Annotated in this window: 17 protein-coding genes; 10 read left to right on the top strand and 7 right to left on the bottom strand. The window is 48.2% G+C overall.

Going from position 1 to position 21,535, the window contains the following annotated elements:
- Positions 1–384: 384 nt before the first annotated feature.
- The 3 genes from ACN0R8_RS15690 to ACN0R8_RS15680 all read right to left on the bottom strand — a co-directional run bounded on the left by ACN0R8_RS15690 (position 385) and on the right by ACN0R8_RS15680 (position 3,666).
- Positions 385–1,782: a TRAP transporter large permease gene (locus ACN0R8_RS15690; RefSeq protein WP_417599071.1), complete on the bottom strand. Its 1,398-nt coding sequence runs from the start codon at positions 1,780–1,782 to the stop codon at positions 385–387.
- Positions 1,779–2,420, bottom strand: a complete 642-nt coding sequence (locus ACN0R8_RS15685; RefSeq protein ID WP_417599069.1) for a TRAP transporter small permease — start codon at positions 2,418–2,420, stop codon at positions 1,779–1,781. The genes ACN0R8_RS15690 and ACN0R8_RS15685 overlap by 4 nt, the downstream gene beginning before the upstream one ends.
- Positions 2,421–2,679: 259 nt before the next feature.
- Entirely contained in the window at positions 2,680–3,666 is a 987-nt protein-coding gene (locus tag ACN0R8_RS15680; protein ID WP_417599067.1) for a TRAP transporter substrate-binding protein, read from the bottom strand.
- 648 nt (positions 3,667–4,314) lie between these two features.
- Between ACN0R8_RS15680 and yrfG the strand changes: the two genes are divergently transcribed.
- The 6 genes from yrfG (at position 4,315) to gshA (ending at position 13,219) form a co-directional block, all read left to right on the top strand.
- Positions 4,315–4,992 (top strand): GMP/IMP nucleotidase, encoded by a 678-nt coding sequence (gene yrfG, locus ACN0R8_RS15675; protein WP_417599065.1) that lies wholly within the window; start codon positions 4,315–4,317, stop codon positions 4,990–4,992.
- Between the two features lie 67 nt (positions 4,993–5,059).
- Complete coding sequence (hslR, locus tag ACN0R8_RS15670; RefSeq protein ID WP_417599063.1) at positions 5,060–5,461, top strand: ribosome-associated heat shock protein Hsp15; 402 nt, start codon at positions 5,060–5,062, stop codon at positions 5,459–5,461.
- A 188-nt stretch (positions 5,462–5,649) separates the two neighbouring features.
- Positions 5,650–6,522, top strand: coding sequence for an Hsp33 family molecular chaperone HslO (gene hslO / locus ACN0R8_RS15665; RefSeq protein WP_417599061.1), 873 nt, complete (start codon positions 5,650–5,652; stop codon positions 6,520–6,522).
- A gap of 663 nt (positions 6,523–7,185) precedes the next feature.
- Positions 7,186–8,742, top strand: coding sequence for a phosphoenolpyruvate carboxykinase (locus tag ACN0R8_RS15660; protein ID WP_417599060.1), 1,557 nt, complete (start codon positions 7,186–7,188; stop codon positions 8,740–8,742).
- A gap of 274 nt (positions 8,743–9,016) precedes the next feature.
- Entirely contained in the window at positions 9,017–11,377 is a 2,361-nt protein-coding gene (locus ACN0R8_RS15655; RefSeq protein WP_417599059.1) for a Tex family protein, read from the top strand.
- Positions 11,378–11,629: 252 nt separating this feature from the next.
- Positions 11,630–13,219, top strand: coding sequence for a glutamate--cysteine ligase (gene gshA / locus ACN0R8_RS15650; protein ID WP_417599057.1), 1,590 nt, complete (start codon positions 11,630–11,632; stop codon positions 13,217–13,219).
- A gap of 112 nt (positions 13,220–13,331) precedes the next feature.
- On the opposite strand, the gene ACN0R8_RS15645 is transcribed toward gshA, so the two are convergent.
- Positions 13,332–13,745 carry a flagellar basal body-associated FliL family protein gene (locus tag ACN0R8_RS15645; RefSeq protein ID WP_417599055.1) on the bottom strand — a complete coding sequence of 138 codons (414 nt, stop codon included), beginning with the start codon at positions 13,743–13,745 and terminating at the stop codon, positions 13,332–13,334.
- 250 nt (positions 13,746–13,995) lie between these two features.
- Between ACN0R8_RS15645 and ACN0R8_RS15640 the strand changes: the two genes are divergently transcribed.
- From ACN0R8_RS15640 to ACN0R8_RS15630, 3 genes are all read left to right on the top strand, one after another.
- A complete protein-coding gene (locus ACN0R8_RS15640; RefSeq protein ID WP_417599053.1) occupies positions 13,996–14,505 on the top strand; it encodes a disulfide bond formation protein B in 510 nt (169 codons plus the stop codon).
- Positions 14,506–14,635: 130 nt separating this feature from the next.
- Positions 14,636–15,112 carry a sigma D regulator gene (rsd, locus tag ACN0R8_RS15635; protein ID WP_417599051.1) on the top strand — a complete coding sequence of 159 codons (477 nt, stop codon included), beginning with the start codon at positions 14,636–14,638 and terminating at the stop codon, positions 15,110–15,112.
- Between the two features lie 44 nt (positions 15,113–15,156).
- Positions 15,157–16,101, top strand: a complete 945-nt coding sequence (locus tag ACN0R8_RS15630) for a WD40 repeat domain-containing protein (RefSeq protein ID WP_417599049.1) — start codon at positions 15,157–15,159, stop codon at positions 16,099–16,101.
- Positions 16,102–16,187: 86 nt separating this feature from the next.
- On the opposite strand, the gene ftnA is transcribed toward ACN0R8_RS15630, so the two are convergent.
- Positions 16,188–16,721: a non-heme ferritin gene (gene ftnA / locus ACN0R8_RS15625; protein WP_417599047.1), complete on the bottom strand. Its 534-nt coding sequence runs from the start codon at positions 16,719–16,721 to the stop codon at positions 16,188–16,190.
- 460 nt (positions 16,722–17,181) lie between these two features.
- On the bottom strand, positions 17,182–18,312 hold the full coding sequence (locus ACN0R8_RS15620) for a GGDEF domain-containing protein (RefSeq protein WP_417599046.1): 1,131 nt from the start codon (positions 18,310–18,312) through the stop codon (positions 17,182–17,184).
- Between the two features lie 272 nt (positions 18,313–18,584).
- On the opposite strand from ACN0R8_RS15620, the gene ACN0R8_RS15615 reads away from it, so the two are divergent.
- Positions 18,585–19,511 carry a LysR family transcriptional regulator gene (locus ACN0R8_RS15615; RefSeq protein WP_417599044.1) on the top strand — a complete coding sequence of 309 codons (927 nt, stop codon included), beginning with the start codon at positions 18,585–18,587 and terminating at the stop codon, positions 19,509–19,511.
- A 290-nt stretch (positions 19,512–19,801) separates the two neighbouring features.
- Here ACN0R8_RS15615 and ACN0R8_RS15610 read toward each other — a convergent pair whose 3' ends face one another.
- The gene (locus tag ACN0R8_RS15610; protein ID WP_417599042.1) at positions 19,802–21,433 is read right to left on the bottom strand and encodes an ATP-binding protein; all 1,632 of its coding nucleotides are present in this window, start codon (positions 21,431–21,433) and stop codon (positions 19,802–19,804) included.
- Positions 21,434–21,535: the final 102 nt, after the last annotated feature.

Here is a 21,535-nt window from a genome sequence, read left to right as displayed (position 1 = left end):
GACATAATAAATTCACCTGAATTTAGAAAAGTAAAAGTGCCTTCAAAGGCGTTTTTTTGCTGAAGAATAGACTTGAACTTAGAAACTACAGGACGAGGTATTACGAATAAAACTACGTATTGGAGAATATAAATTTAGCGGCTTTCTTTCTAGCTGGTAGCCATAGTATAGAGATCTGAATCAGATAGCGAGCTTTATTTCAGTTATTTATGAAAAACAAGCAAGCGCGTTTTGCTAGAAACAAAAAAAGCCCCGCTCAAGCCGGGGCAAGTAAAACGTGCGTATACAAAAGCACGGTAAGAAAGCCTGACGATAATGTCGCCAGAAAAGGCTTTGATTCAAGGCCTGAATCAAAGCCTGTCGGATTGAAAATCTTTACGTTGATCAGTACCCGTTCATCTTATCGATATACTCCGGGAGGAACAGAGATATCTGAGGCACATAGGTAATCAGAATCAGGAAGCCCAGCAGCAGTGCCAGCCAAGGCAGTGCAGCCCGGATCACCCAAACCATACTCCGCCCAGTAATACCTGCCGTCACGAACAGGTTAAGACCTACCGGCGGTGTCAGCATACCGATCTCCATATTCACGACCATAATGATACCAAGGTGAATCGGATCGATACCCAGCTGAGTGGCAATCGGGAACAAGATCGGTGCCATAATCAGCAGAATCGCGGATGGCTCCATAAAGTTGCCTGCAGCCAGCAGCAGAATGTTCACCACAATCAGGAAGCCCCAGGCCGGCAGCCCCCAACCGATAATAGTTTCCGCAATGATGTGCGGAATACGTTCAGTGGTCAGAACATGAGCAAACAACATAGCGTTGGCAATGATAAACAGCAGCATCAGAGAAACTTTGGCTGCATCCAGCACAACCCGTTTTACCTCAGCATCAAAGAAAGACTGCGGCAAAGCAATACCGATCTGCGCCAGGTTACGAACTACGCAGGCACCTATCGACTCACCATCATAGCGCCACGGCTTATCTTTCAGCGGTCCCATATCCCGGTAGCCAAACACAGCAACCAAAAAAGCATAAACGGCGGCAACCGCAGCTGCTTCAGTTGGACTCGCCACACCACCATAAATAGAGCCCAAAACGATCACGATCAGCATCAGGCCGCCCATGGCGATCGCACCTGAGCGAAACAGAGCACGGAACCCCGGAAATGGCTGAGCCGGGAAGTTTTTGACACGTGCCACAACATAGATGGCGATCATCAGAATGCCACCCATCATCAGGCCCGGAATCATACCGGCCATAAACATACGGGCCGCAGATACCTCAGTCGCCGCAGCATATACCAGCATCACGATAGAAGGTGGGATCAGAATACCCAAAGTACCTGCGTTCGCAATAACACCTGCTGCGAAGCTTTCCGGATAACCAGCCCGAACCATACCGGCAATCACAATCGTACCGATCGCAGCTACCGTTGCAGGTGAAGAACCAGAAACGGCTGCAAACAGCATACAGGCCATAACAGAAGCCATCGCCAGACCACCTTTAACGTGGCCGATACTGTCCACTGCAAAGTTAATCAAACGCTTAGCCACACCACCGGTCGACAGGAAAGCTGACGACAGGATAAAGAAAGGAATCGCCAGCAGAGTATAATGATGCGATAACGCTTCAAATAGCTTCAACGATACAGATGCTAGGGAGTCCCCCGAAAACATCAGAATAGTGCCCACACTGGACAACCCCAGTGCCACAGCAATTGGCATACCCAGGAAGATACAGCCAAACAAAATCAGGAAAAGTACAGCAATTGTCATTTGTCTGCTCCCGAAGTACCAGGTTTATTAACATCAGGTCTATCTTGGCTATCTGAATCAGAATCAGATTGCTCAGAAGTCATTTTTTCGGCTTTGGCACTATCAGCTGCATTCTGCAGCTCCTCCGCCAGATGCATACTTTCCTTACCTTCATCAGCCAGATGGAAACCGTCTTTTTTACCTGTAAGAATGCCCCAACCCAGCTCAGCGAAACGAACAACCAGCAGCACAAAGCCCACCGGCATAATCATCATCGCCATCCATTTAGGAATAGGGATATCTTCCATCTCAATATTGATCATATGCATCAACTGCAGGTAATCCCAAGAACCTAACAGGAAAAGGGCGCAATAAACAAAGCACAGGGCGATGGCGACCAGACCAGCCAGACGGCGTAGTGGTTCGGGTAGCAATTTCACCGCAACATCAACCCCGATATGCGCACCAATACGCACTCCATAAGAAGCGCCAAACAGTACAAACCATGCAGCGGTGTAAAGGGTTGCTTCCTGAATCCAGGTCACACCAGTGCTGAAGACAAAACGCATAATCACTTCAGCAAATACCAGCAGGGTCATGGCGACCAGCAAGAGAGCAACAATGTTCTCTTCAAGTTTATGAATGAAACGTACAACCATGATTAAACTCTCATCGTTTCGTGAGCAGGCTCTGTCCGGATAAAAGCCGGACGGTGAAAACCATCGGGCCATCAGGTAATGAAATAGAAGCCAAAGGGGGTATGTGAGGGTTTTAAAACACCACTACCAGCGCACTGGCAGCGGCGCTTTCTTCTCTACTACGCGCTCATTAAGTGCATTAAATCGCTCTTAAAGATAGATAGAGCGCTACAACACACCTTACTGAGGTGAAAAAGACCACCCCAGTAAAGCAAGGTTATTAGTTATTCGCCTGAACGGCAGCGTCAATAACGTCTTTACCAATTTGACGTTCGAACTGTTTCCAAACAGGCTTCATCGCTTCTACCCACTGCTGACGCTCGGCATCAGAGATTTGCAGAACAGTGGTACGACCAGAGTCGATAACACGTTGACGGTCACCCATCGCTTTCTCTTCCGCTACGCCATTACCATAAGCAATCGCTTCATCCATTGCTTTCTTCAGCTCTACACGAACATCATCGTCCAGGCCTTTCCAGAAACGGGCAGAGGTTACAACCATATAGTCCAGAACACCGTGGTTGGTCTCAGTCACATAATCCTGAATCTCAAAGAATTTTTTCGAATACAGATTCGACCATGGGTTTTCAGCACCATCAATCGCTTTAGTCTGCATCAGGGTGAAAACTTCAGAGAAAGGCTTTTTCAAAGGGATCGCATCAACCGCTTCAAACTGAGATACCAGAACGTCTGAAGTCATGATACGGAATTTCAGACCCTCAGCATCTGCAGGTGTGCGCAGAGGCTTATTAGCTGACATCTGCTTCATACCATTATGGATATAACCCAGCCCCATCAGGCCTCGCTTCTCCAGAGAAGTCAGAAGTTTCTGGCCAGTAGGGCCTTTCTGAAAACGGTCAACCGCATCCATGTCTTTGAACAGGAATGGCAGATCATAGACCTGAAGCTGTTTAGTGTATTTCTTAAATTTAGAGAGGGAAGGCGCAGCAATCTGAACATCGCCCAGCAGCATCGCTTCCAGAACTTTGCCGTCACCGAACAGCTGAGAGTTTGGATAAACCTCAACATTAACCTTGCCTGGCAGACGGGATTCAGCCAGCTCTTTAAATTTAAGAGCCATCTGACCTTTGGGGGTATTTTCTGCTACAACGTGAGAAAACTTGATCGTTATAGGTGCTGCGAAAGCTGTGGCTGCACTGGCAAACATACATGCTGCAAGCGTAACCGCTTTGGTGAGTGAACGCATTGATCCGACTCCTAATGGAATTTGTTGTTATGTGATATCGCTCTTGGCTTTAGGTTATCTCCTCAGGAGCACCCGATATAAGCCAATAAGTATGCAAAAAAGGCCGGACAACGCCGGCCACAAACTTGCAAAGGTCAGCCCAAATGACTTAAAGGCTACGACCACCTCTAAACCATCAAGTATTATGCCAACTTAAAAAAAACCATCTATAAATATATAACTATATGATTCAAAAGGATTTTATTAAACGGAAAGCTCACAGTAAAAATTTAAAAGCATCTAATAATGCGCGGATTTCCGCACAAAATTAAAAAACATGGGCGGACAACCACCCACCCAAGACTTTAAAGCATTAGACCTAGGTCTAAAGCGGTTTCACCTGCAACAGAGTTCAGGAACACTTAAGTGTTAAATAACAGTGTGGATTTTCTACAATCCGCCACAAAACAACCGGCATAAAGTGAAGTGTGCGGCATTTCGCACAAGATACCACCAGCACCCCGAAGCAATACGCCCAATAACGTTAGAGCAAACAAATGACACTTGAATTTCATCGACACTCCCCCATTTGTTAACTCATAACTTTGTCCGGTGATATGCAGAAATAAAGCCCGACAGACTGATCCAGCTCTCCCGCAAAGGTCACTTATGACAAACAATATTCGGCCCGCCACCTCCCCCGAGTGGCAGAAAATCAAAACAGTCCTGCTGGATATGGACGGCACTCTGCTGGACCTTCACTTCGACAGTCATTTCTGGCTGGAGCACCTCCCTAAGCGCTATGCCGAACTGCACAAACTGGATCATGCCAGCGCTCAAGCGTATGTGATCGATGAAATCACCAAGGAACAAGGCACGCTTAACTGGTATAGCCTCGATTATTGGGCCAATCACTTTAAAGTCGATATCGTTGCGCTTAAAAAAGAAGTTCAGCACCTTATTGGCTTTAGAAGTGACGCCATAGAGCTACTGAAGTTTCTCGAAACACATCAGGCACAGGTTATTCTCGCAACCAATGCTGACCATCATAGCCTTGAGATCAAACTTCCGGTGACAGGCCTTGACCAGTATGTAGACCACATTGTTAGTTCCGCTGAGCTTAAAATAGCGAAAGAAGATCCTGCATTCTGGAAAGCCTTATCAGAAAAGCTCCATTACGATCCTGCCAGCACTCTGTTGATTGATGACAACGAGGCAGTACTCGACTCCGCCCACGCATTTGGTATTCAGTACCTGTACACCATTATGCAGCCGGATATGCGCTCACCGGAGCGAACACTGACCCGCTATCCCGGTGTCAGCAAATTCTCAACCATTATCAGCTGATAGCAGCACTAAAAAGTTGCTGGCTCAAAACTTAATAGATCAGCACAAAATATTTGAAGGTAACGGCATGAATACACCCCATACCAAAGTGCGCCTGGATAAATGGCTCTGGGCTGCTCGTTTTTTTAAAACACGAGCCTTAGCCAAAAAAGCAATTGAAGGTGGTAAGGTTCATTACAACGGTGAACGCTGTAAAAGCAGTAAAATGGCTGAAATTGGAGCCATGCTGACACTGCCCCAGGGCTGGGATGAAAAGCGGATCGAGATTATCGAACTCTCAGATCAACGCCGAGGGGCTCCTGAAGCCGCCCTTCTCTATAAAGAAACCGACGCCAGTATCAAAAAACGTGAAGAGGAGGCCGAGAAACGTAAGCTTCTGAAAACCGCAATGGGCGCTCCGGAAAACCGCCCGAACAAGAAAGACCGCCGAATGATCCATCGCTTTAAACGGGTTGATAGTGAACTATAATAAAAGGACGTCTTATGGCATAGCCATATACAGGCACCATTGTTATACCGATGACCTATAAATAATGTGAGCCTTAGACTGTTTTAGGTCGCCCCATGAAAGCTACGCCCAAAATACCGTAATCAGCAGTACCACGATCAAAAATATCACGATCAAGAGTACTCAGACCGACAATACAGAAGAGATTTATGAGCCAATACGACTTGATTCAGCGCTTTGTGATTGCCAACACGCCCGTCCGAGGTGAGGTCGTTCGACTGAAAGATAGCTTCCGGGAAGTGCTGGATAAACACAGCTACCCACCTGCTATTGAAAAACAACTGGGTGAAATGCTCTCCGCAGCAGCTCTGCTGACAGCCATTGTTAAAGTAGACGGCATCCTGTCTCTCCAGGCAAGAGGCCCAGGCCCTTGCAGCCTGCTGATGGCCGAGTCCAACCCGGGAGGAGATCTGAGAGCGATTGCCCGCTGGGATGGAGAGCTAGGCGACGCCAACACACTGAGGGATTTAATGGGTAAGGGCCAACTTATCATCACGATTGAACCCACCAACGGCAAACGCTATCAGGGCATTATCTCTCTGGAGCGTGAAACTCTGGCCCACTGCCTGGAGCAGTACTTCGAACAATCCGAACAGTTACCAAGTCGCCTATGGCTCAATGTTACAGGTCAAGTCGCGTCTGGCTTTATGCTTCAGGCCCTGCCATCAGAACGGACAGAAGCAGACCTGAACGCATGGGAGCATGCGGTGAGCCTCGCAGAAACAATTAAAGATGAAGAGCTTGCCGAATTACCTTTTGAAGAGCTGCTGCATCGCCTCTATCACCAGGAAGAGGTACGCATTTTTGCAGCAAGTCCGTTACGCTTTAACTGCACCTGCTCCGAGGAGCGTGTTAAAAACGCACTGGTCAGCATGGGAAAAGAAGAGCTGAACGAGGTAATCAGAGAGCAAGGGGCAGTTGAGAGCAAGTGCCAGTTTTGCAACACACTTTATCGCTTCAGTGCAGCCGACATTGAAACCCTTTTTGATAACCCGGATGCGCCATCCCCGGTTCTTCACTGACCGGGCATATACTGATTAATCCTGGGTGTATAGCACCAATACTTCAGGTCACGACTATAACCCCAGGTACCTTTCTATAAAAAAGTATCGTTGCAGCCTGATTGAGTTGCAGCGATACCGACAAGCTCATCTCTTTATTTTGGTAAAATACCTCTTTTCCGTTAAATAATTCTTGTAGTAAAACTACAAAAAGAAAGTTATCACCTGATATTCCCCCTAAAAACAGTGAATATCCGGTCACGAAAAGTGAGCCTGATACCTTTTTTATAAATTTTTTCGCATTTCGTGAACGCCTATTACGCTTAGTAAGAACATCTATCATTTAGAGTGTAAACCATCTTTAACACTGAAATTTCAGCGAAATACTCTAAAAACCTCTGCTTTTTTGTGTGCAACTGCATCAAGATTTTTGTTTTGTAACTGTTTTTCAGAATTTTCTTCCTGTTGGGGCTTCGCACAGACCTGCTTTTTTTGACATAATACGCGCCTAAAAACTGCGTCTTAAGACAAGCTGTTTTGAGATTAATACTCGGAAACAGTCCCCCTAAAGAGTCGGTTTTTTTAGTACCCGCTTGGTAATTTGCCCGCTTTGGTAAGCTTGCCTCTTTTAAGCTTGCCCGGTTTGATAGTAGTTGATCGGCTGGAGCCGAAGGACACAAGTAAATGACGACATCGATTGACGATAGCTCTGTAATGACGTTCACCAACCTCAGCACCGCTGAATTGGTTCAAATGGCTGTTCAACGCAAAGAAGGCGAACTGGCCAGCAACGGAGCTTTGGTAGTTTCTACTGGCCACCGCACCGGCCGCTCTCCAATGGATCGCTTCATTGTTGAAGAGCCCAGTACTGCAGATCTGATCGAATGGGGCGCAATCAACCGTCCGTTTGACGCTGCCAAGTTTGATGCTCTTTGGGATCGCGTTGAAGAGTATCTGACTCAGAAAGATACGTTCGTTTCCGAACTGCACGTTGGTGCTGATCCGGAACACTACCTGCCGATTCGTGTTACCACCGAAACAGCATGGCACAACCTCTTTGGCCGCACCTTGTTTGTTCGTCCTGACGAGTTCAACCCGAAAAACAAGGGCGAGTGGCAGATTATTAATGCGCCTCAGTTTGTTTGCGAGCCTGAGCGCGATGGCACCAACTCTGACGGCACCGTCATTATCAACTTTGCCAAGCGCAAAGTGCTTCTGGCTGGTATGCAGTATGCCGGCGAGATGAAAAAAGCGATGTTCTCCGTACAGAACTTCCTGCTGCCAGAAAAAGACGTTCTGCCAATGCACTGCTCTGCAAACGTTGGCGAAGATGGCGAAACAACTCTGTTCTTCGGCCTGTCCGGTACAGGTAAGACCACTCTGTCTGCAGACCCTGAGCGTTATCTTATCGGCGATGACGAGCACGGCTGGGGCAAGGGCGTTGTCTTCAACATTGAAGGTGGCTGCTATGCAAAATGTATTGACCTGTCTCAGAAAAATGAGCCGGTTATCTGGGACGCGATCAAGTTTGGTTCCGTACTGGAGAATGTCGTTCTGGATGGCGAACGAGCGCCGGATTACACTGATGTAAGCCTGACCCAGAATACCCGGGCGGCATACCCGCTGGAGCACATCGAGAAGCGTGTTCTGGAAAACCGTGCCGGTGAGCCAAAAGCGATTGTTTTCCTGACCTGCGACCTGACTGGCGTACTGCCTCCTGTTTCTGTTCTGTCGAAAGAAGCCGCAGCGTACCACTTTCTGTCCGGCTACACGGCTCTTGTAGGTTCAACTGAAATGGGTTCCGGCGACGGCATCAAGTCCACCTTCTCAACCTGCTTTGGTGCACCTTTCTTCCCTCGCCCTGCCGCTGAGTATGCAGAGTTGCTGATCAAACGTATCGAGGAGTTCGGCTCTAAAGTTTACCTGGTTAACACAGGCTGGACTGGCGGCTCATACGGTGAAGGCCAGCGTTTCAGCATTCCAACGACCCGTGGCATCATCTCTGCAATCCAGAATGGTGCACTGGAAGATGTTGAAACCGTACATCTGGAAGGCATCAACCTGGCGGTACCTGCTGAAGTACCGGGTGTTGATACCAGCTTGTTACAACCTCGCAGCACCTGGGCCAACCCAGAGAACTACGATGCGACAGCGAAAGAGCTGGCAGCTAAATTCGTTGAAAACTTCAAGAAGTTCAATGATGTGGACGAAGCGATCATCGCGGCAGGTCCTCAGCTGTAAGATCCGGCAGCGGATTCAGAAAAAGGCGAACACCGAGGTGTTCGCCTTTTTTGATTCTGCCGATTAATTAGCTGCACCAACAAGCGCTAATCAGCATTTGCATTCGGTTACGGGGTTTCAACAAATTTCTGCCATAAAAATTTTGCCCCAAACCCACAGTTACTGTATAAAATCACAGCTTATTTAATTCAACCCATTAACGAAACACTTGAGTTGTCAGGCCGTTATCGCTTGTCCAGCTTATGCCTCAGCCAGAAAAAAGAGAGTCATCTTCATGGAACAGATCTCCCACCGTATTGCCGAAGAACTAAGCGTTAAACAGGCTCAGGTCAGTGCCGCTGTTACCCTGCTGGACGAAGGTGCGACCGTTCCTTTTATCGCGCGATACCGTAAGGAGATCACCGGAGGCCTGGATGATACTCAACTGCGTAATCTGGAAGAACGTCTGCGCTACCTGCGCGAGTTGGAAGATCGTCGCAACACTGTCCTAAAAAGTATTGATGATCAGGGCAAACTAACCGACGGACTAAAAGCTGATATTATGGGTGCTGAGACAAAAAACCGCCTAGAAGACCTGTACCTGCCCTATAAGCCAAAACGTCGCACCAAGGCACAGATCGCTCGAGAAGCTGGCCTGGAACCTTTGGCAGACCTGTTATTTAACTCACCCGAAACCGATCCACAAACCGCTGCTGAAGCCTATATCAATGCTGATACCGGTATTGCCGATACAAAAGCAGCACTGGATGGTGCCAAACAGATCCTGATGGAACGCTTCAGCGAAGATGCCAGCTTACTGGATATACTCCGTACCAGGCTCTGGCAGCAGGGTGAACTTCAGTCCCGGGTTGTTCCCGGTCAGGAGCAAGCAGGTGAGAAATTCAGTGATTACTTTGAGCACAATGAGCCGATCAATAAAACCCCGTCCCACCGGGCGCTGGCCATGTACCGCGGCCGCAATGAAGGCGCCTTACAGCTCGCCATCATTTTACCAGAGGCGGAAGAACTGAAAGTACATCCCTGCGAGGAGATGGTCACCCGTCATTTCGGTATTGAAGATCAAGGGCGCCCGGCAGACACCTGGTTAAAAGAAGTTGTACGCTGGACCTGGCGGGTTAAGCTGCTGACTCATATCGAAACTGAACTCATGACTCGCCTGCGTGAGTCCGCAGAGATGGAAGCAATAAAGGTCTTCGCTGGCAACCTGAAGGACCTGCTGCTGGCTGCTCCTGCTGGCCCCCGGGCCACACTGGGTCTCGACCCGGGCTTACGTACAGGTGTTAAAGTCGCCGTGGTTGACCACACAGGTAAGCTGCTCGATTATGCGACGATCTATCCCCACGTACCAAAAAACCAGTGGCGCGAGTCCCTAGCAGTTTTAGCGGCATTGGTTGAGAAACACAATGTCGATCTGATCAGTATCGGCAACGGCACAGCCTCCCGCGAAACGGACAAGCTGGCGGGCGACCTGGTAAAACTGATTAAGGGTCGCAAGGTCAGCAAAATCATGGTCAGTGAAGCAGGTGCATCTGTTTACTCAGCCTCAGAGCTGGCGGCAAAAGAGTTCCCGGACTTAGATGTCAGCATCCGGGGCGCTGTTTCTATCGCCCGTCGCCTGCAGGACCCTCTGGCAGAGCTGGTTAAAATTGACCCAAAATCCATTGGCGTTGGCCAGTATCAGCATGACGTTTCACAAACTCAACTGGCTCGCAGTCTGGAAGCGGTGGTGGAAGACTGCGTTAACGCCGTAGGTGTCGATGTTAATACCGCCTCCGTTGCCTTGCTGAACCGGGTATCCGGCCTGAACGCAACTCTGGCCCAGAACATCATCAGCTATCGTGACGAAAACGGCACATTTAACAGCCGAACCGACCTGAAAAAAGTCGCTCGCCTTGGGCCAAAAGCCTTTGAACAGTGTGCAGGTTTCCTACGTATTATGAATGGCAAAAACCCTTTGGACGGCTCCGCAGTTCACCCGGAAGCCTACCCTGTCGTGAAAAAAATTGCAGAAAACAATGGGCGCAAAGTAGATACTCTGATCGGTGACTCCAGCTTTCTGAAAGGCATTAATCCAATCGAGTACATCGACGATAATTTTGGCCTGCCCACAGTGACTGATATTTTACAGGAACTGGATAAACCCGGCCGCGACCCACGGCCTGAGTTTAAAGCTGCAGAGTTTATGGAAGGCGTTGAAGAGATCAGCGATCTTAAACCCGGAATGGTCCTTGAAGGTGCCGTTACAAACGTTACCAACTTCGGTGCGTTTGTTGATATAGGCGTGCATCAGGACGGTCTGGTACATATTTCTGCCCTATCCAACCGCTTTGTCGAAGATCCCCGCAGCGTCGTAAAAGCCGGTGATATTGTGCAGGTTAAAATTATGGATGTAGATCAGCAGCGCCGGCGTATCGCCCTGTCAATGCGCCTGAATGATGAGCCTGAAACAAAAAGCAATAGCTCAACAGGTAATGACAAAGGCCGGGGCAGAAACTACTCTTCGGAGAGTCGTGATCATGCCAAAGACAAGAGTCGCCGTGGACAGCAGAGCGGAAGCCATAAAAACGGTCAACCAGAAAACATGGGGACATTAGGAATGTTGCTTGCTCAAGCACAGAAAAAACAGCGAAAATAGCGACATCACCATATTCTGACCGAACCCATCGGAATTATTGTGGCTGAATAATTTAAGCAATCCAATTTTTGACAGCATAGCTTGAAGCCTGACACTGCGCCCCCATATTGCCAGATCAGGCTTTTTTCGACTGGCGTAGGCCGGTTTTTTTGTAGATAAATCCGCTGGGCGCAAGCACTCCTACCCGAGTGATACTCAGCGACTGAAACGCTATATGCGCCGGTAAAGCCGGTTGGTATTAGGGGAAGCACCTTGACCAAAACCATCAAAGATCGTATCGAGTTTTTACGCCCTGTCGCCCAACGCGGCCTATTCAATCAGATCAAGCGCGGACTCGAAAAAGAAGGTTTACGCACCACACCCACAAGCAACCTAGCCCAAACCGATCATCCAAAGGCTCTAGGTTCAACGCTGACTCACCCTTATATCACTACCGACTACTCAGAAGCTCTGCTGGAATTTATCACTCCAGTATCCAGCAAACTGACGGAAACACTGGGGTTTCTCAAAGACCTGCACGCTTTCAGCTATCGTCACTTGGGTGATGAGGTGATCTGGCCTGCCAGCATGCCCTGCAAACTTCAGGGTAATGAAAGCATCCCCATTGCTCAGTACGGCAGCTCAAACTCCGGCACCATGAAAACCGTTTATCGTCACGGCCTTTCCTGGCGTTATGGCCGCATCATGCAATCCATTGCGGGTCTGCACTATAATTTTTCACTGCCAGAGCAACTATGGCCCGCGCTGCTGCACCTGAAATACCCAGAGCGTGATGCAAAAGATCCACAGGTTCTGCAGGACTTTATTTCAGAGCAGTACTTCGCACTGATCCGGAATTTCCGCCGCTATAGCTGGTTACTGCTTTATTTATTTGGTGCCTCACCGGCGGTAGATAAAAGTTTTGTTGAGGATAAGCCTCATCAGCTGGACGAGCTGGATACCGACACCCTATTCCTGCCCTATGCTACGTCTCTGCGTATGAGCGACCTGGGCTATCAGAACAATGTGCAATCCAGCCTTAAGATCTGCTTTAACTCACTGGAAAACTATGTCAACACGCTGAATCATGCGATCAGAACACCTTACGCACCCTATGAGTCACTAGGCGTTAAAGTGGATGGCCTGTATCGCCAGTTGAATACTAATATTCTGCAAATTGAAAATGAGTATTACAGCGATATTCGCCCGAAACGCGTGACAGAGAGCGGCGAGCGCCCCTCAGAAGCACTGATCGAACGCGGTGTGGAATATATCGAAGTACGCTGTATCGACCTGAATCCCTTTGAAGCGATCGGCATCACGGAAACACAGGCACGCTTTGTCGATATATTTCTATTGTTCTGCCTACTGGAGAACAGCGCTCAGATATCTGATGATGAATGTAAAATGCTGGATGAAAATCACAGCGATATCGTTAACCGAGGTCGTCTTCCAGGGCTAATGCTACAAACGCCAAAAGGCACGATATCGCGTGAGGAATGGAGTCATCAGCTGTTTGACCGCCTGCAACCAATTGCCGAGTTACTGGATAGTGGTAATGATAATGCCATCCATCAAGCGGCGATGGATACTTTCCGCACCTTGATCGACCAGCCCGAGTTAACGCCGTCTGCACAGGTTCTGAAGGCTATTCGTAAGGCGGGTAGTTTCACTGCATTTGCTCAGCAACAAGCCCACCAACAAGCCGACCTGCTACGCACCACGCCTATTAACAAAGCAAGGGAAGCTCTGTTTACTCAGCTTTCTGAAAGCTCGATCCGCCAACAAGCGGATCAGGAAGAAGCCGACCAGGTCGATTTTGACACTTTTCTGGCCGACTATATGGCCAGACAGAGCGCCTGATGGTGATTACTGAAATTGCCCCTAGCAACGAGGGGAAGATTGGCCAGAACTGGCTGTGATACCCCTCCTTGTGGCTGGATCCAACCACAGGGAGGTGTTTCAACGCAGAAGCTTACTTTTGGTAGATAAAGTTCAACACAAGAAGGTCATCAATGACCGGGTGCCCAACCTCTTTCAGCATCAGATCTTTTACCGATTGAGTCGCCTCCATACGAATCTGCTCCTGACCCACAGGTGTCGTTACAGCTTCATCTGTTTGACGGCTCAGCAGTGACACTAACTCATTGCGGATCAGAGGCATGTGATGAGCAACCGTCTTTTCTGCCAGCGGAGAACTGGTAACCAGAGTAATATCCGCCTTGAGGTATTTCAGACGACCGGGGCCACCATAGTTAAGCACAAAAGAAGGTTTCATCTCGGTATATACAATCGGCGAACCACTTTCTTCCTCTGCAGCCCAGCCTTGCGCCACCATCCCAAACATAATCAGTACAGCTAACACGCTATGTTTCACTAATTTAATCACTCAGCATTCTCCAGTTTTATCATTGTCCGCTTTTATGGCGCCCTTCCGCAGTTATGGGGAACCTGCCGGAATGAAAACACTCTATGGCTGCAACCAGGTTACATTTTCAGTCACTCTGGCTATCACCTGAGTCAAAGATCTTTCTATTGTAGGGCTGCAACGGATTTTTTCCAATGAGCAAGCCACATATAATAGAATCCTGGCATCCACAAAACGATGCCTTGCCCTAACCGATTTATAAGGACAGAGAATGCCTCTTAATTACCGCACAATTAACCTGGCTGGCTTTATTGCCTGTTTTCTGCTGATTGCCAGCGCTCTGGTGATGCAGCATGCCTTTGAGCTGGAGCCATGCCCACTTTGTATTTTTCAGCGGGTCAGCTTTATGGCCGCAGGTGTTCTGTTTTTAGCTGGGGCTCTTTTTAACCCAGCGAGCTCAGGCTTACGTCGGTCCATCAGCGGACTGAACCTGATCGCTCTGGCAACAGGTGTCGGGCTAGCTCTTCGACATATTTGGCTACAAAATCTACCGCCGTCTGAAGTCCCTTCCTGTGGACCCGGCCTTGATTATATGCTGGAGGTACTGCCCTTTACATCAGTCATTAATCAGGTGCTCAGTGGCAGTGGTGAGTGTGCCGAAGTGTCATGGCTATTCCTTGGCTTATCAATCCCTTGGTGGACGATGTTCGCTTATTTAGGTCTTTCAGGCCTGATTTTTCTTGCTCACTATAAGATCAAAGACAAAAAAGGCATCCAGTAAATCTACTAATATGTTTGCTGATGAACACAGGTGACATTGCCGAATCGCTACCGTATGCTTGGATATGACTGCATACTTGATACGCGATTTTTGATGGCCTTTAGGCCCATACAAATGCTGGAGGTCTGCCATGCTTGAAGGTTGTAAAAATGCACGTGAACGCTGGAGCGGTGTTCACGAAATGATCGACAAATGGCTTCAGGAACGTCAGGAGCTGATCGTGAATTATACTGAGGTTGCTCATCAGATAAACAAGGACATTCCGGTGACGCACAGCCAGGTGCAGGCACTTTGTGATGTGATGGTTGACTACACCTCCGCAGGCCACTTTGAGATATTTGAACAGCTGTGTCGTGAGGCAGAAGCATTTTCGGACCAGGATGCCATTAACCTGAGTCACAAAATCTTCCCTCTGATCCAGAAAAGCACTGATGTTATCCTGGACTTTAATGAAGCCTATGGTGCTGAAATATCAACGGCAGATACTACAAGCTCACTTCCTGACAGGCTCTCTACCTTAGGAGAATATCTGGCAGATCGCTTCCAGCATGAAGATACTCTAATAGAAACATTACACACGGCACATCGGGAGCTTGTAGGTTCATGATCCATGCGGGCAAAGCAGTCACTGCTGCCATAGTGACGTCTTTCATGTTGGCTGTATCTGGCTGCTCGGATTTGACACCGCCAGAGCAAACATGGTCACTGGCGACTAAAGGGCACTACGATGCGGCTCTATCAGATAACGGCAGCTTAGCTATTGCAGCCTCAATCCATCACGGCGGCAGTCTATGGCAACTGCCCCAGCATGAGCGCATCTTTAACTGGAACCATAAAGCTGACACTTTCTCACTATTAGATCATGTGGCTATTGCAGGCAATGGCCGTTATGGCGCGACCTCAGAACAGAAAAAACTGACGCTCTGGGATGTGACATCCGGTAAGGCTATTAACTTCTGGGCGCTACCTGCAGATGTACGCAGCCTGGATATTTCTGCCGATGGTCAATTCCTTCTGGCTGGCCTAGATAATAGTACAGCTGTCTTAATCAGCACCTCCCAAGGTAAAGGAGTCAGAACCTTCATTACCGACGACCCGATTTCCGCCGTTCGTCTGAGCGATGATAACTCTCTGGCTATGGCCGGTACGCGAACCGGAGTGGTTTATCTGTGGAATACAGAAAATGGCGAGATCCGAGGTCAGTGGTCTCACGATAATCAAGTGCGTTCGATGGCAATCTCACCGGATAACCGCTTTGCTTTCAGTGGAGCTCAGGCTGGTTCAGGACTTATAGTCGACCTTATCAGCGGCAAGATTGCTATGAATATTGATATAAACCGAGGCGGAGAGATCGCTGCAGCAACTTATACTGCCGCCACGTTCAGCCAAAACCAATCGCTTTTGGCTACAGGAACCAGTACAGGTAAATTAAAACTCTGGGACCTGTCCAGTCAGCAAGCTATTGCCGACTGGGAAGCAAGCAAGCGCAATGCATGGAAGCCATCCGGTGTCGTTATTCAGGATATCGCTTTCGTCAGCAACAGCTCTATCAGAGCAATAGCCAGCAATGGGCTGGCCTATCAGTTTGCCCGTTAACTCTGGTTTCCGGGCAGAAAAAAACCGGTAAGGAGATAATGTTCCCCACCGGTTTTTTTATGTCCTGCCAAATCTTGCAGATAAAATCAGAATTCTGGCTCTGAAGAATCCATCACACTGCCGGCCTCTTTACCCACCAGCTTGCCAATCTCTTTATCAATAAAAAACAGCCCTTTGCCATCTTCACCGATAATCTCAATTTTATCCAGAATGCCCTTGAACAGCTTCTCTTCTTCATGCTGCTCGGCAACATACCATTGTAAAAAGCTGAATGTTGAATAATCCAGTTCCGTAAAAGCCGTATGAGCCAGTTCATTAATTTTCTGAGTAATCAGGCACTCATGCTCGAACACCTTCTCAAAAAGGTCCTTGATGGAAGAGAACTCCGTTGGCGGCGCATCAATCGCACCCAGCTTTGCCATCGCACCTGTCTCATTGACGTAAGTAAACAAGCGCTTCATGTGCTGCATCTCTTCATCTGCGTGCTTTTGCAGAAACCCGGCGCAGCCTTCAAAGCCTTTATCTTCAGCCCACGCACTCATCTGCAGATAGAGGTTGGAGGAATAAAACTCCAGGTTGATCTGTTCATTCAAACGATCAATCATCGCTTTCTTTAACATGGAAACTCCTAAATGAGGCGGGTAATAACAAGAGATATCATACTGTCGGAATACATTGGTGCAATGTTCAGGTTCTACGAAGAAAAAAGCTACATCTCTAAAGGTCGGCAAAGGCGCTTTTTATCTGATGCTGAGCGAGCGCATTTACCACAGAGAAAATTACTGGTTCGTGTTACCTGAGTCAACTCACGAAAATGCTTGCTGATGTCATCTTTACCTAACTTACATAAGCGGCCGGGTTTCAAAGTCTTTGCCATGATCAGAGCCTCAGAAAAGGGTCTTAAAACAGATGCGAAATCAATTAACTCGTTATAGAAATAATAAAAGCACCAGACTAAAAATGGTAACCATTATCATATAAGAGCTTTTCCTGAAAAGAAAGTCCGGTTCACCTCAATCAACCCTTCCTACAGAACCTCTGAGTTACACATCAACTGCCGCCATCATCACCAGAAAAGCCTCAGCATTGCTCTAGTTCATGATCAGATACCAGCTGATTCCGGCCACGATTTTTTGCAGAGTAGACGGCAATGTCTGCCCGATGCATGGTTTCTTCTATAGACTCTTTTGGCCGGTACTGAGTCACACCAATACTCGCTGTCACCCGGTGTCCCGGAGCCAGAATATCAAGTCGAGCCTGCTCCATAGATAACCGTAACCGCTCGGCTACCAAACATGCATCTTTAAGAGGTGTCTGCACCAGCACTAAAACAAATTCCTCTCCTCCCAATCGGGCAACAAAGTCCACCTCCCGCACACAATTACGGGCGATATCTGCAAAGGTCTGTAAGACCTCATCGCCCGCCTTGTGACCATACCTGTCATTAACCTGTTTAAAGTGATCCAGGTCGACAAAACAAAGACTGAATGCATAATCACCACGATAAGCAAGGGCCTGCTGGTGACGTAGGATTGCCATTAAATGCCGCCGATTATACAAGCCTGTCAGGTCATCCGTAATCGCCTGCTCTTTTGCTTGCTTCATTACCTCGTTCATCTCAGCATTACGCTTTTTCAGGGCCCAGCGCAAACTACTTATTTCAGTGCCAATAATACTGACACCAACCAGCATAAAAATGAAAAACAGAGAGATCAGGCCCTGTTCTTTTATCCCTGTACCAGTAGTACCGCTGAGCTGATGCACCAACATCACAGTGGTGTAGCAGAGAAAAATAAAGCCACCCACAATAAAGAAACCTCGCTTCTGCATTCGGAAAGCACCGAAAAGCACAACAAGCAGGTAATACATCAGAAATACACTCTGTAGCTCAGGAACAAGATAGATAGAAATAGTATTAGTAAAGGTGTGCCAGACCAGCTGGGGAATCGTAAGACTGGGATCTTTAAAAAGAAGGTTAATATCGTAGCTAATCATTAAAGGGAAGCAGAGATTCCCTAACCAAATCATAGTATACAGCAGGAAAAAATACGCCAGCGGCATCTGGACCAAGTCCAGTGTCATCGACAAAAGCACGACAGCCGTAAGCACCAGGCCGGAGCCTGTTGCCATTAACGTTCGTCTCATTCTCAGGCGTTGGTGCTGATCCTTCGGGACAAGCTGAGGGGCCAGTTTGGCGATTATCTTGATCATATGTCCCTCTGCTGCATTTTATTATTATTGGCCCGTATCCTTATGGGTTAAACGTTTGTACCAGAAAAAAACCGGACATTCCAATAAAGCGGTCTTCTCAAACGCCCCAATCAGCAGCAAATTGCACGATCTAGCACTAAACTTACACAGTGTAGGCACAGGCACGGTGAACCTCCGACCTAACCACCATCATCTCCAGGCTGGTAGCATGCTATAATGAAAGCGAGTAGATGAAGCAAGAATATTCATGAAATATATTCAAAGAGAAGGCCATGATTGAGATCCGTCACCTCAAAACCCTGATGGCACTAAAAGAAACCGGCAGCCTTGTAGAAGCCGCAGACCGTATACATCTGACTCAGTCTGCACTGTCACATCAGATTAAAGATCTTGAAGAGCGCCTAGGCTGCACGCTTTTTATACGCAAAAGTAAGCCCCTTCAGTTTACATCTGCCGGAATGCGCATTCTACAGCTTGCCGATGAAGTGATGCCTCTGATTCGCTCTGCTCAACGGGATATTGATCGTCTGGCTGGAGGAGAAGTAGGTCGCTTGCATATGGCGATTGAATGCCACAGCTGTTTTCAATGGCTGATGCCAACAATCGACAGCTTCCGTAACAATTGGCCGGAAGTAGAGATGGACTTTGCTTCCGGGTTTAACTTTGCACCTTTACCTGCTCTTGCCAGAGGTGAACTCGACCTCGTAATCACTTCGGACCCTCAACCTTTGGCCAGCGTAGAGTACGTGCCCTTATTCCGTTACGAAGGACTTCTTGCGGTTGCCAAACAACATTCTTTTGCAAAGAAAAACTTTGTGACCGAGCAGGAGCTGGCAAAGGAGACATTAATTATTTATCCGGTAGAACGGGATAGGCTCGATGTCTTCTCTAAGTTTCTGACCCCAGCCGGACTAGAACCATCGGATACCCGGTCAGCAGAACTGACCATAATGATGATGCAGTTAGTAGCCAGTGGCCGAGGTGTTTGCGCCCTGCCTAACTGGGCTGTTGCCGAATATCTGGAACGGGGTTATGTCAAAGGCATTCGTTTGGGAGAGAAGGGGCTCTGGAGTACACTCTTTGCAGCAATTCGCAAGGATACTCTGGATAGCGCCTATATGAAGGACTTTCTCAGAACAGCCCAGGATGTTTCTTTCCGAACACTTTCCGGCATCCAGCCCGCTGACCGATCTGACTAAACCTGCCTGAAGGATGCGGATATAGGTGCAGCAGACGAAAAAAAAGGGCCCACTGCATGGCCCTTTCTCAAAAGGAGAGATAAAAAGGATAGAACTCAAGTCTCAGCTACAAATCAACCTGCGTTCCAACTTACTGCAGGAGAAATAGTACTGAATGGGTCCTTTTTATTTCTTGATGTTTATCAACAAAGTTTTGCCGATCTTTTAACCTGCGTCAAAAAGCATGAGATTAGCTTTTTTACTCGTTTAGAACAGCCTTGTTTAACGGAAAAAGGCAGCTGCCCCAACAGCTATACAATCGGAGTTTCTTCCACACCGACCCTGTATCGTGGGAAAATCAGACTAAACCGGGCACCACCTAGCCCACTACTTCTGTCAACCAGTGCACTCCCCTGATGCCAATAGGTGATGCGCCGTACAATAGACAGGCCCAGACCATAACCGCCGGACGCCCTTGTACGACTGTCATCCAGACGAGAAAACGGAGTAAACACCCGTTCCCAGTCCTCCTCCGGCACCCCCGGACCATCATCTTCCACATCAATACGAATACTGTCAGAGTCCACATAACAACTGATCTGAACCTGGCTTTCCGCATAGCGGCAGGCATTGCTTACCAAGTTCTGCACCGCACGCTGAAAATAGCGGGTCTCAATATCAGCATCGTCCCCAGCGCCCGGATTACCGTGAACAACATTCAGTTCCAGCTCTGGTTTCAAAACCTTAAGTCCATTAACAACATCATGCACGAGCGGAGCAACATCTGCCCGCTCATAATGCAGGTGTAACGTTTCCTGACCTAAGCGAGCATAGGTCAAAATTTCATCTACCAGCTCATCCAGTTCCTGAATATCATTATCGATCCCTTTCAACTGTTTCCGGGCAAAAGGGTCATCTACGATATCCTCAATCATCTGCATGCCAAAGCGAATGCGGGCGACCGGCGTTCTCAATTCATGGGAAACAGCATGAATCATCTCCTGCTGAGTATGCAGCAGCTCCTGGACCTGTTTAGCCATAACATTAAAGGCACGGGCCAAACGGGCAACAAAGTCATCACCCTCAACCCTAACACGGGTACTCAGGTGTCCTGTCGCAATGCGGCTGGCAGCCTGCTCAACTTTATGTAGACGTTGCTCCAGCATACGCACGGATAGGTATATGCCACTACCCGATAAGAGTAGCGCTACCAGAGCGATAGCCACCATCAGCAACAGAGGGTAAGGATCAAACATCCTCACAGGCCCTATCTTTAACAGTCGATCTTCATCCAGTTGCGCATAAGCAACAATTGAACGACCGCTCTGCTGGAACGAAATAATTGACTCCCCTTGCTCCAGCTGCTGTCGCTCAATACGATCGAGAGAAGCATCGGATAGAGGGATCAAAGAAATAGGGTATGCAAAATAAGGATTTGCTTCCGACAGAACCTGAGCAGCTGGATAGTCATAATCCCCAACAACCTGACGTAACAACTCCACCGATGCTCTTGCATGCTGCTCTGTAAGGCGTGGGATATGGGCTTTCACCAGCAAGCGGCTATCAGGGTCAAGATAGCGATAAACGATCATCTCATGCTCAGAATTACAGTTAAGCAGCAGAATCCGGTTTTCTGTCAGACGCCTCAGTTGCCAGCGGTCCAGGGATTCATCATCAGCATGAGTTACCACCAGCTTGATATTTAACCGGGCTCCGATATCCATCAGCCAGCGGACACGATCAGCTGCTTTTTGCTGCTGCCAACCCTTACTTAACAGATAAAAAGTACCGGAAGCCAGCTCTTCCCGGTACTGCTCAACCCTCACATGATTAATCAGCGATGTTGCACCAACCGCCAGTGCAATAACCAAAAGCATCGCCAGCAACATATGCAAATAGACACGTATGAAGATACTGTTAATCCGAAGCATATTTAGAGGCATGGCTTGGTAGCGTCCCGGTTCGTTTTAAAAAGGTCGGGCAGGAAGAAGAACCCTTAGTTTCAGGCAGGTAGAAAAGAATGGCAGCTGAGTATCACTGCCATT

This window comes from Oceanospirillum sp. (assembly GCF_048265165.1).
GTDB lineage: Bacteria > Pseudomonadota > Gammaproteobacteria > Pseudomonadales > Halomonadaceae > Oceanospirillum.
The sequence above is the reverse complement of the archived record's forward strand: the minus strand, read 5'-3'. Positions and strand labels throughout refer to the sequence as shown.

Excerpts from the sequence above, each read along its gene's own strand:
- ACN0R8_RS15690 (WP_417599071.1), bottom strand. The coding sequence starts at position 1,782 with ATGACAATTGCTGTACTTTTCCTGATTTTGTTTGGCTGTATCTTCCTG.
- ACN0R8_RS15685 (WP_417599069.1), bottom strand. The coding sequence starts at position 2,420 with ATGGTTGTACGTTTCATTCATAAACTTGAAGAGAACATTGTTGCTCTC.
- ACN0R8_RS15680 (WP_417599067.1), bottom strand. The coding sequence starts at position 3,666 with ATGCGTTCACTCACCAAAGCGGTTACGCTTGCAGCATGTATGTTTGCC.
- yrfG (WP_417599065.1), top strand. The coding sequence starts at position 4,315 with ATGACAAACAATATTCGGCCCGCCACCTCCCCCGAGTGGCAGAAAATC.
- hslR (WP_417599063.1), top strand. The coding sequence starts at position 5,060 with ATGAATACACCCCATACCAAAGTGCGCCTGGATAAATGGCTCTGGGCT.
- hslO (WP_417599061.1), top strand. The coding sequence starts at position 5,650 with ATGAGCCAATACGACTTGATTCAGCGCTTTGTGATTGCCAACACGCCC.
- ACN0R8_RS15660 (WP_417599060.1), top strand. The coding sequence starts at position 7,186 with ATGACGACATCGATTGACGATAGCTCTGTAATGACGTTCACCAACCTC.
- ACN0R8_RS15655 (WP_417599059.1), top strand. The coding sequence starts at position 9,017 with ATGGAACAGATCTCCCACCGTATTGCCGAAGAACTAAGCGTTAAACAG.
- ACN0R8_RS15640 (WP_417599053.1), top strand. The coding sequence starts at position 13,996 with ATGCCTCTTAATTACCGCACAATTAACCTGGCTGGCTTTATTGCCTGT.
- rsd (WP_417599051.1), top strand. The coding sequence starts at position 14,636 with ATGCTTGAAGGTTGTAAAAATGCACGTGAACGCTGGAGCGGTGTTCAC.
- ACN0R8_RS15630 (WP_417599049.1), top strand. The coding sequence starts at position 15,157 with ATGTTGGCTGTATCTGGCTGCTCGGATTTGACACCGCCAGAGCAAACA.
- ftnA (WP_417599047.1), bottom strand. The coding sequence starts at position 16,721 with ATGTTAAAGAAAGCGATGATTGATCGTTTGAATGAACAGATCAACCTG.
- ACN0R8_RS15620 (WP_417599046.1), bottom strand. The coding sequence starts at position 18,312 with ATGATCAAGATAATCGCCAAACTGGCCCCTCAGCTTGTCCCGAAGGAT.
- ACN0R8_RS15615 (WP_417599044.1), top strand. The coding sequence starts at position 18,585 with ATGATTGAGATCCGTCACCTCAAAACCCTGATGGCACTAAAAGAAACC.
- ACN0R8_RS15610 (WP_417599042.1), bottom strand. The coding sequence starts at position 21,433 with ATGCCTCTAAATATGCTTCGGATTAACAGTATCTTCATACGTGTCTAT.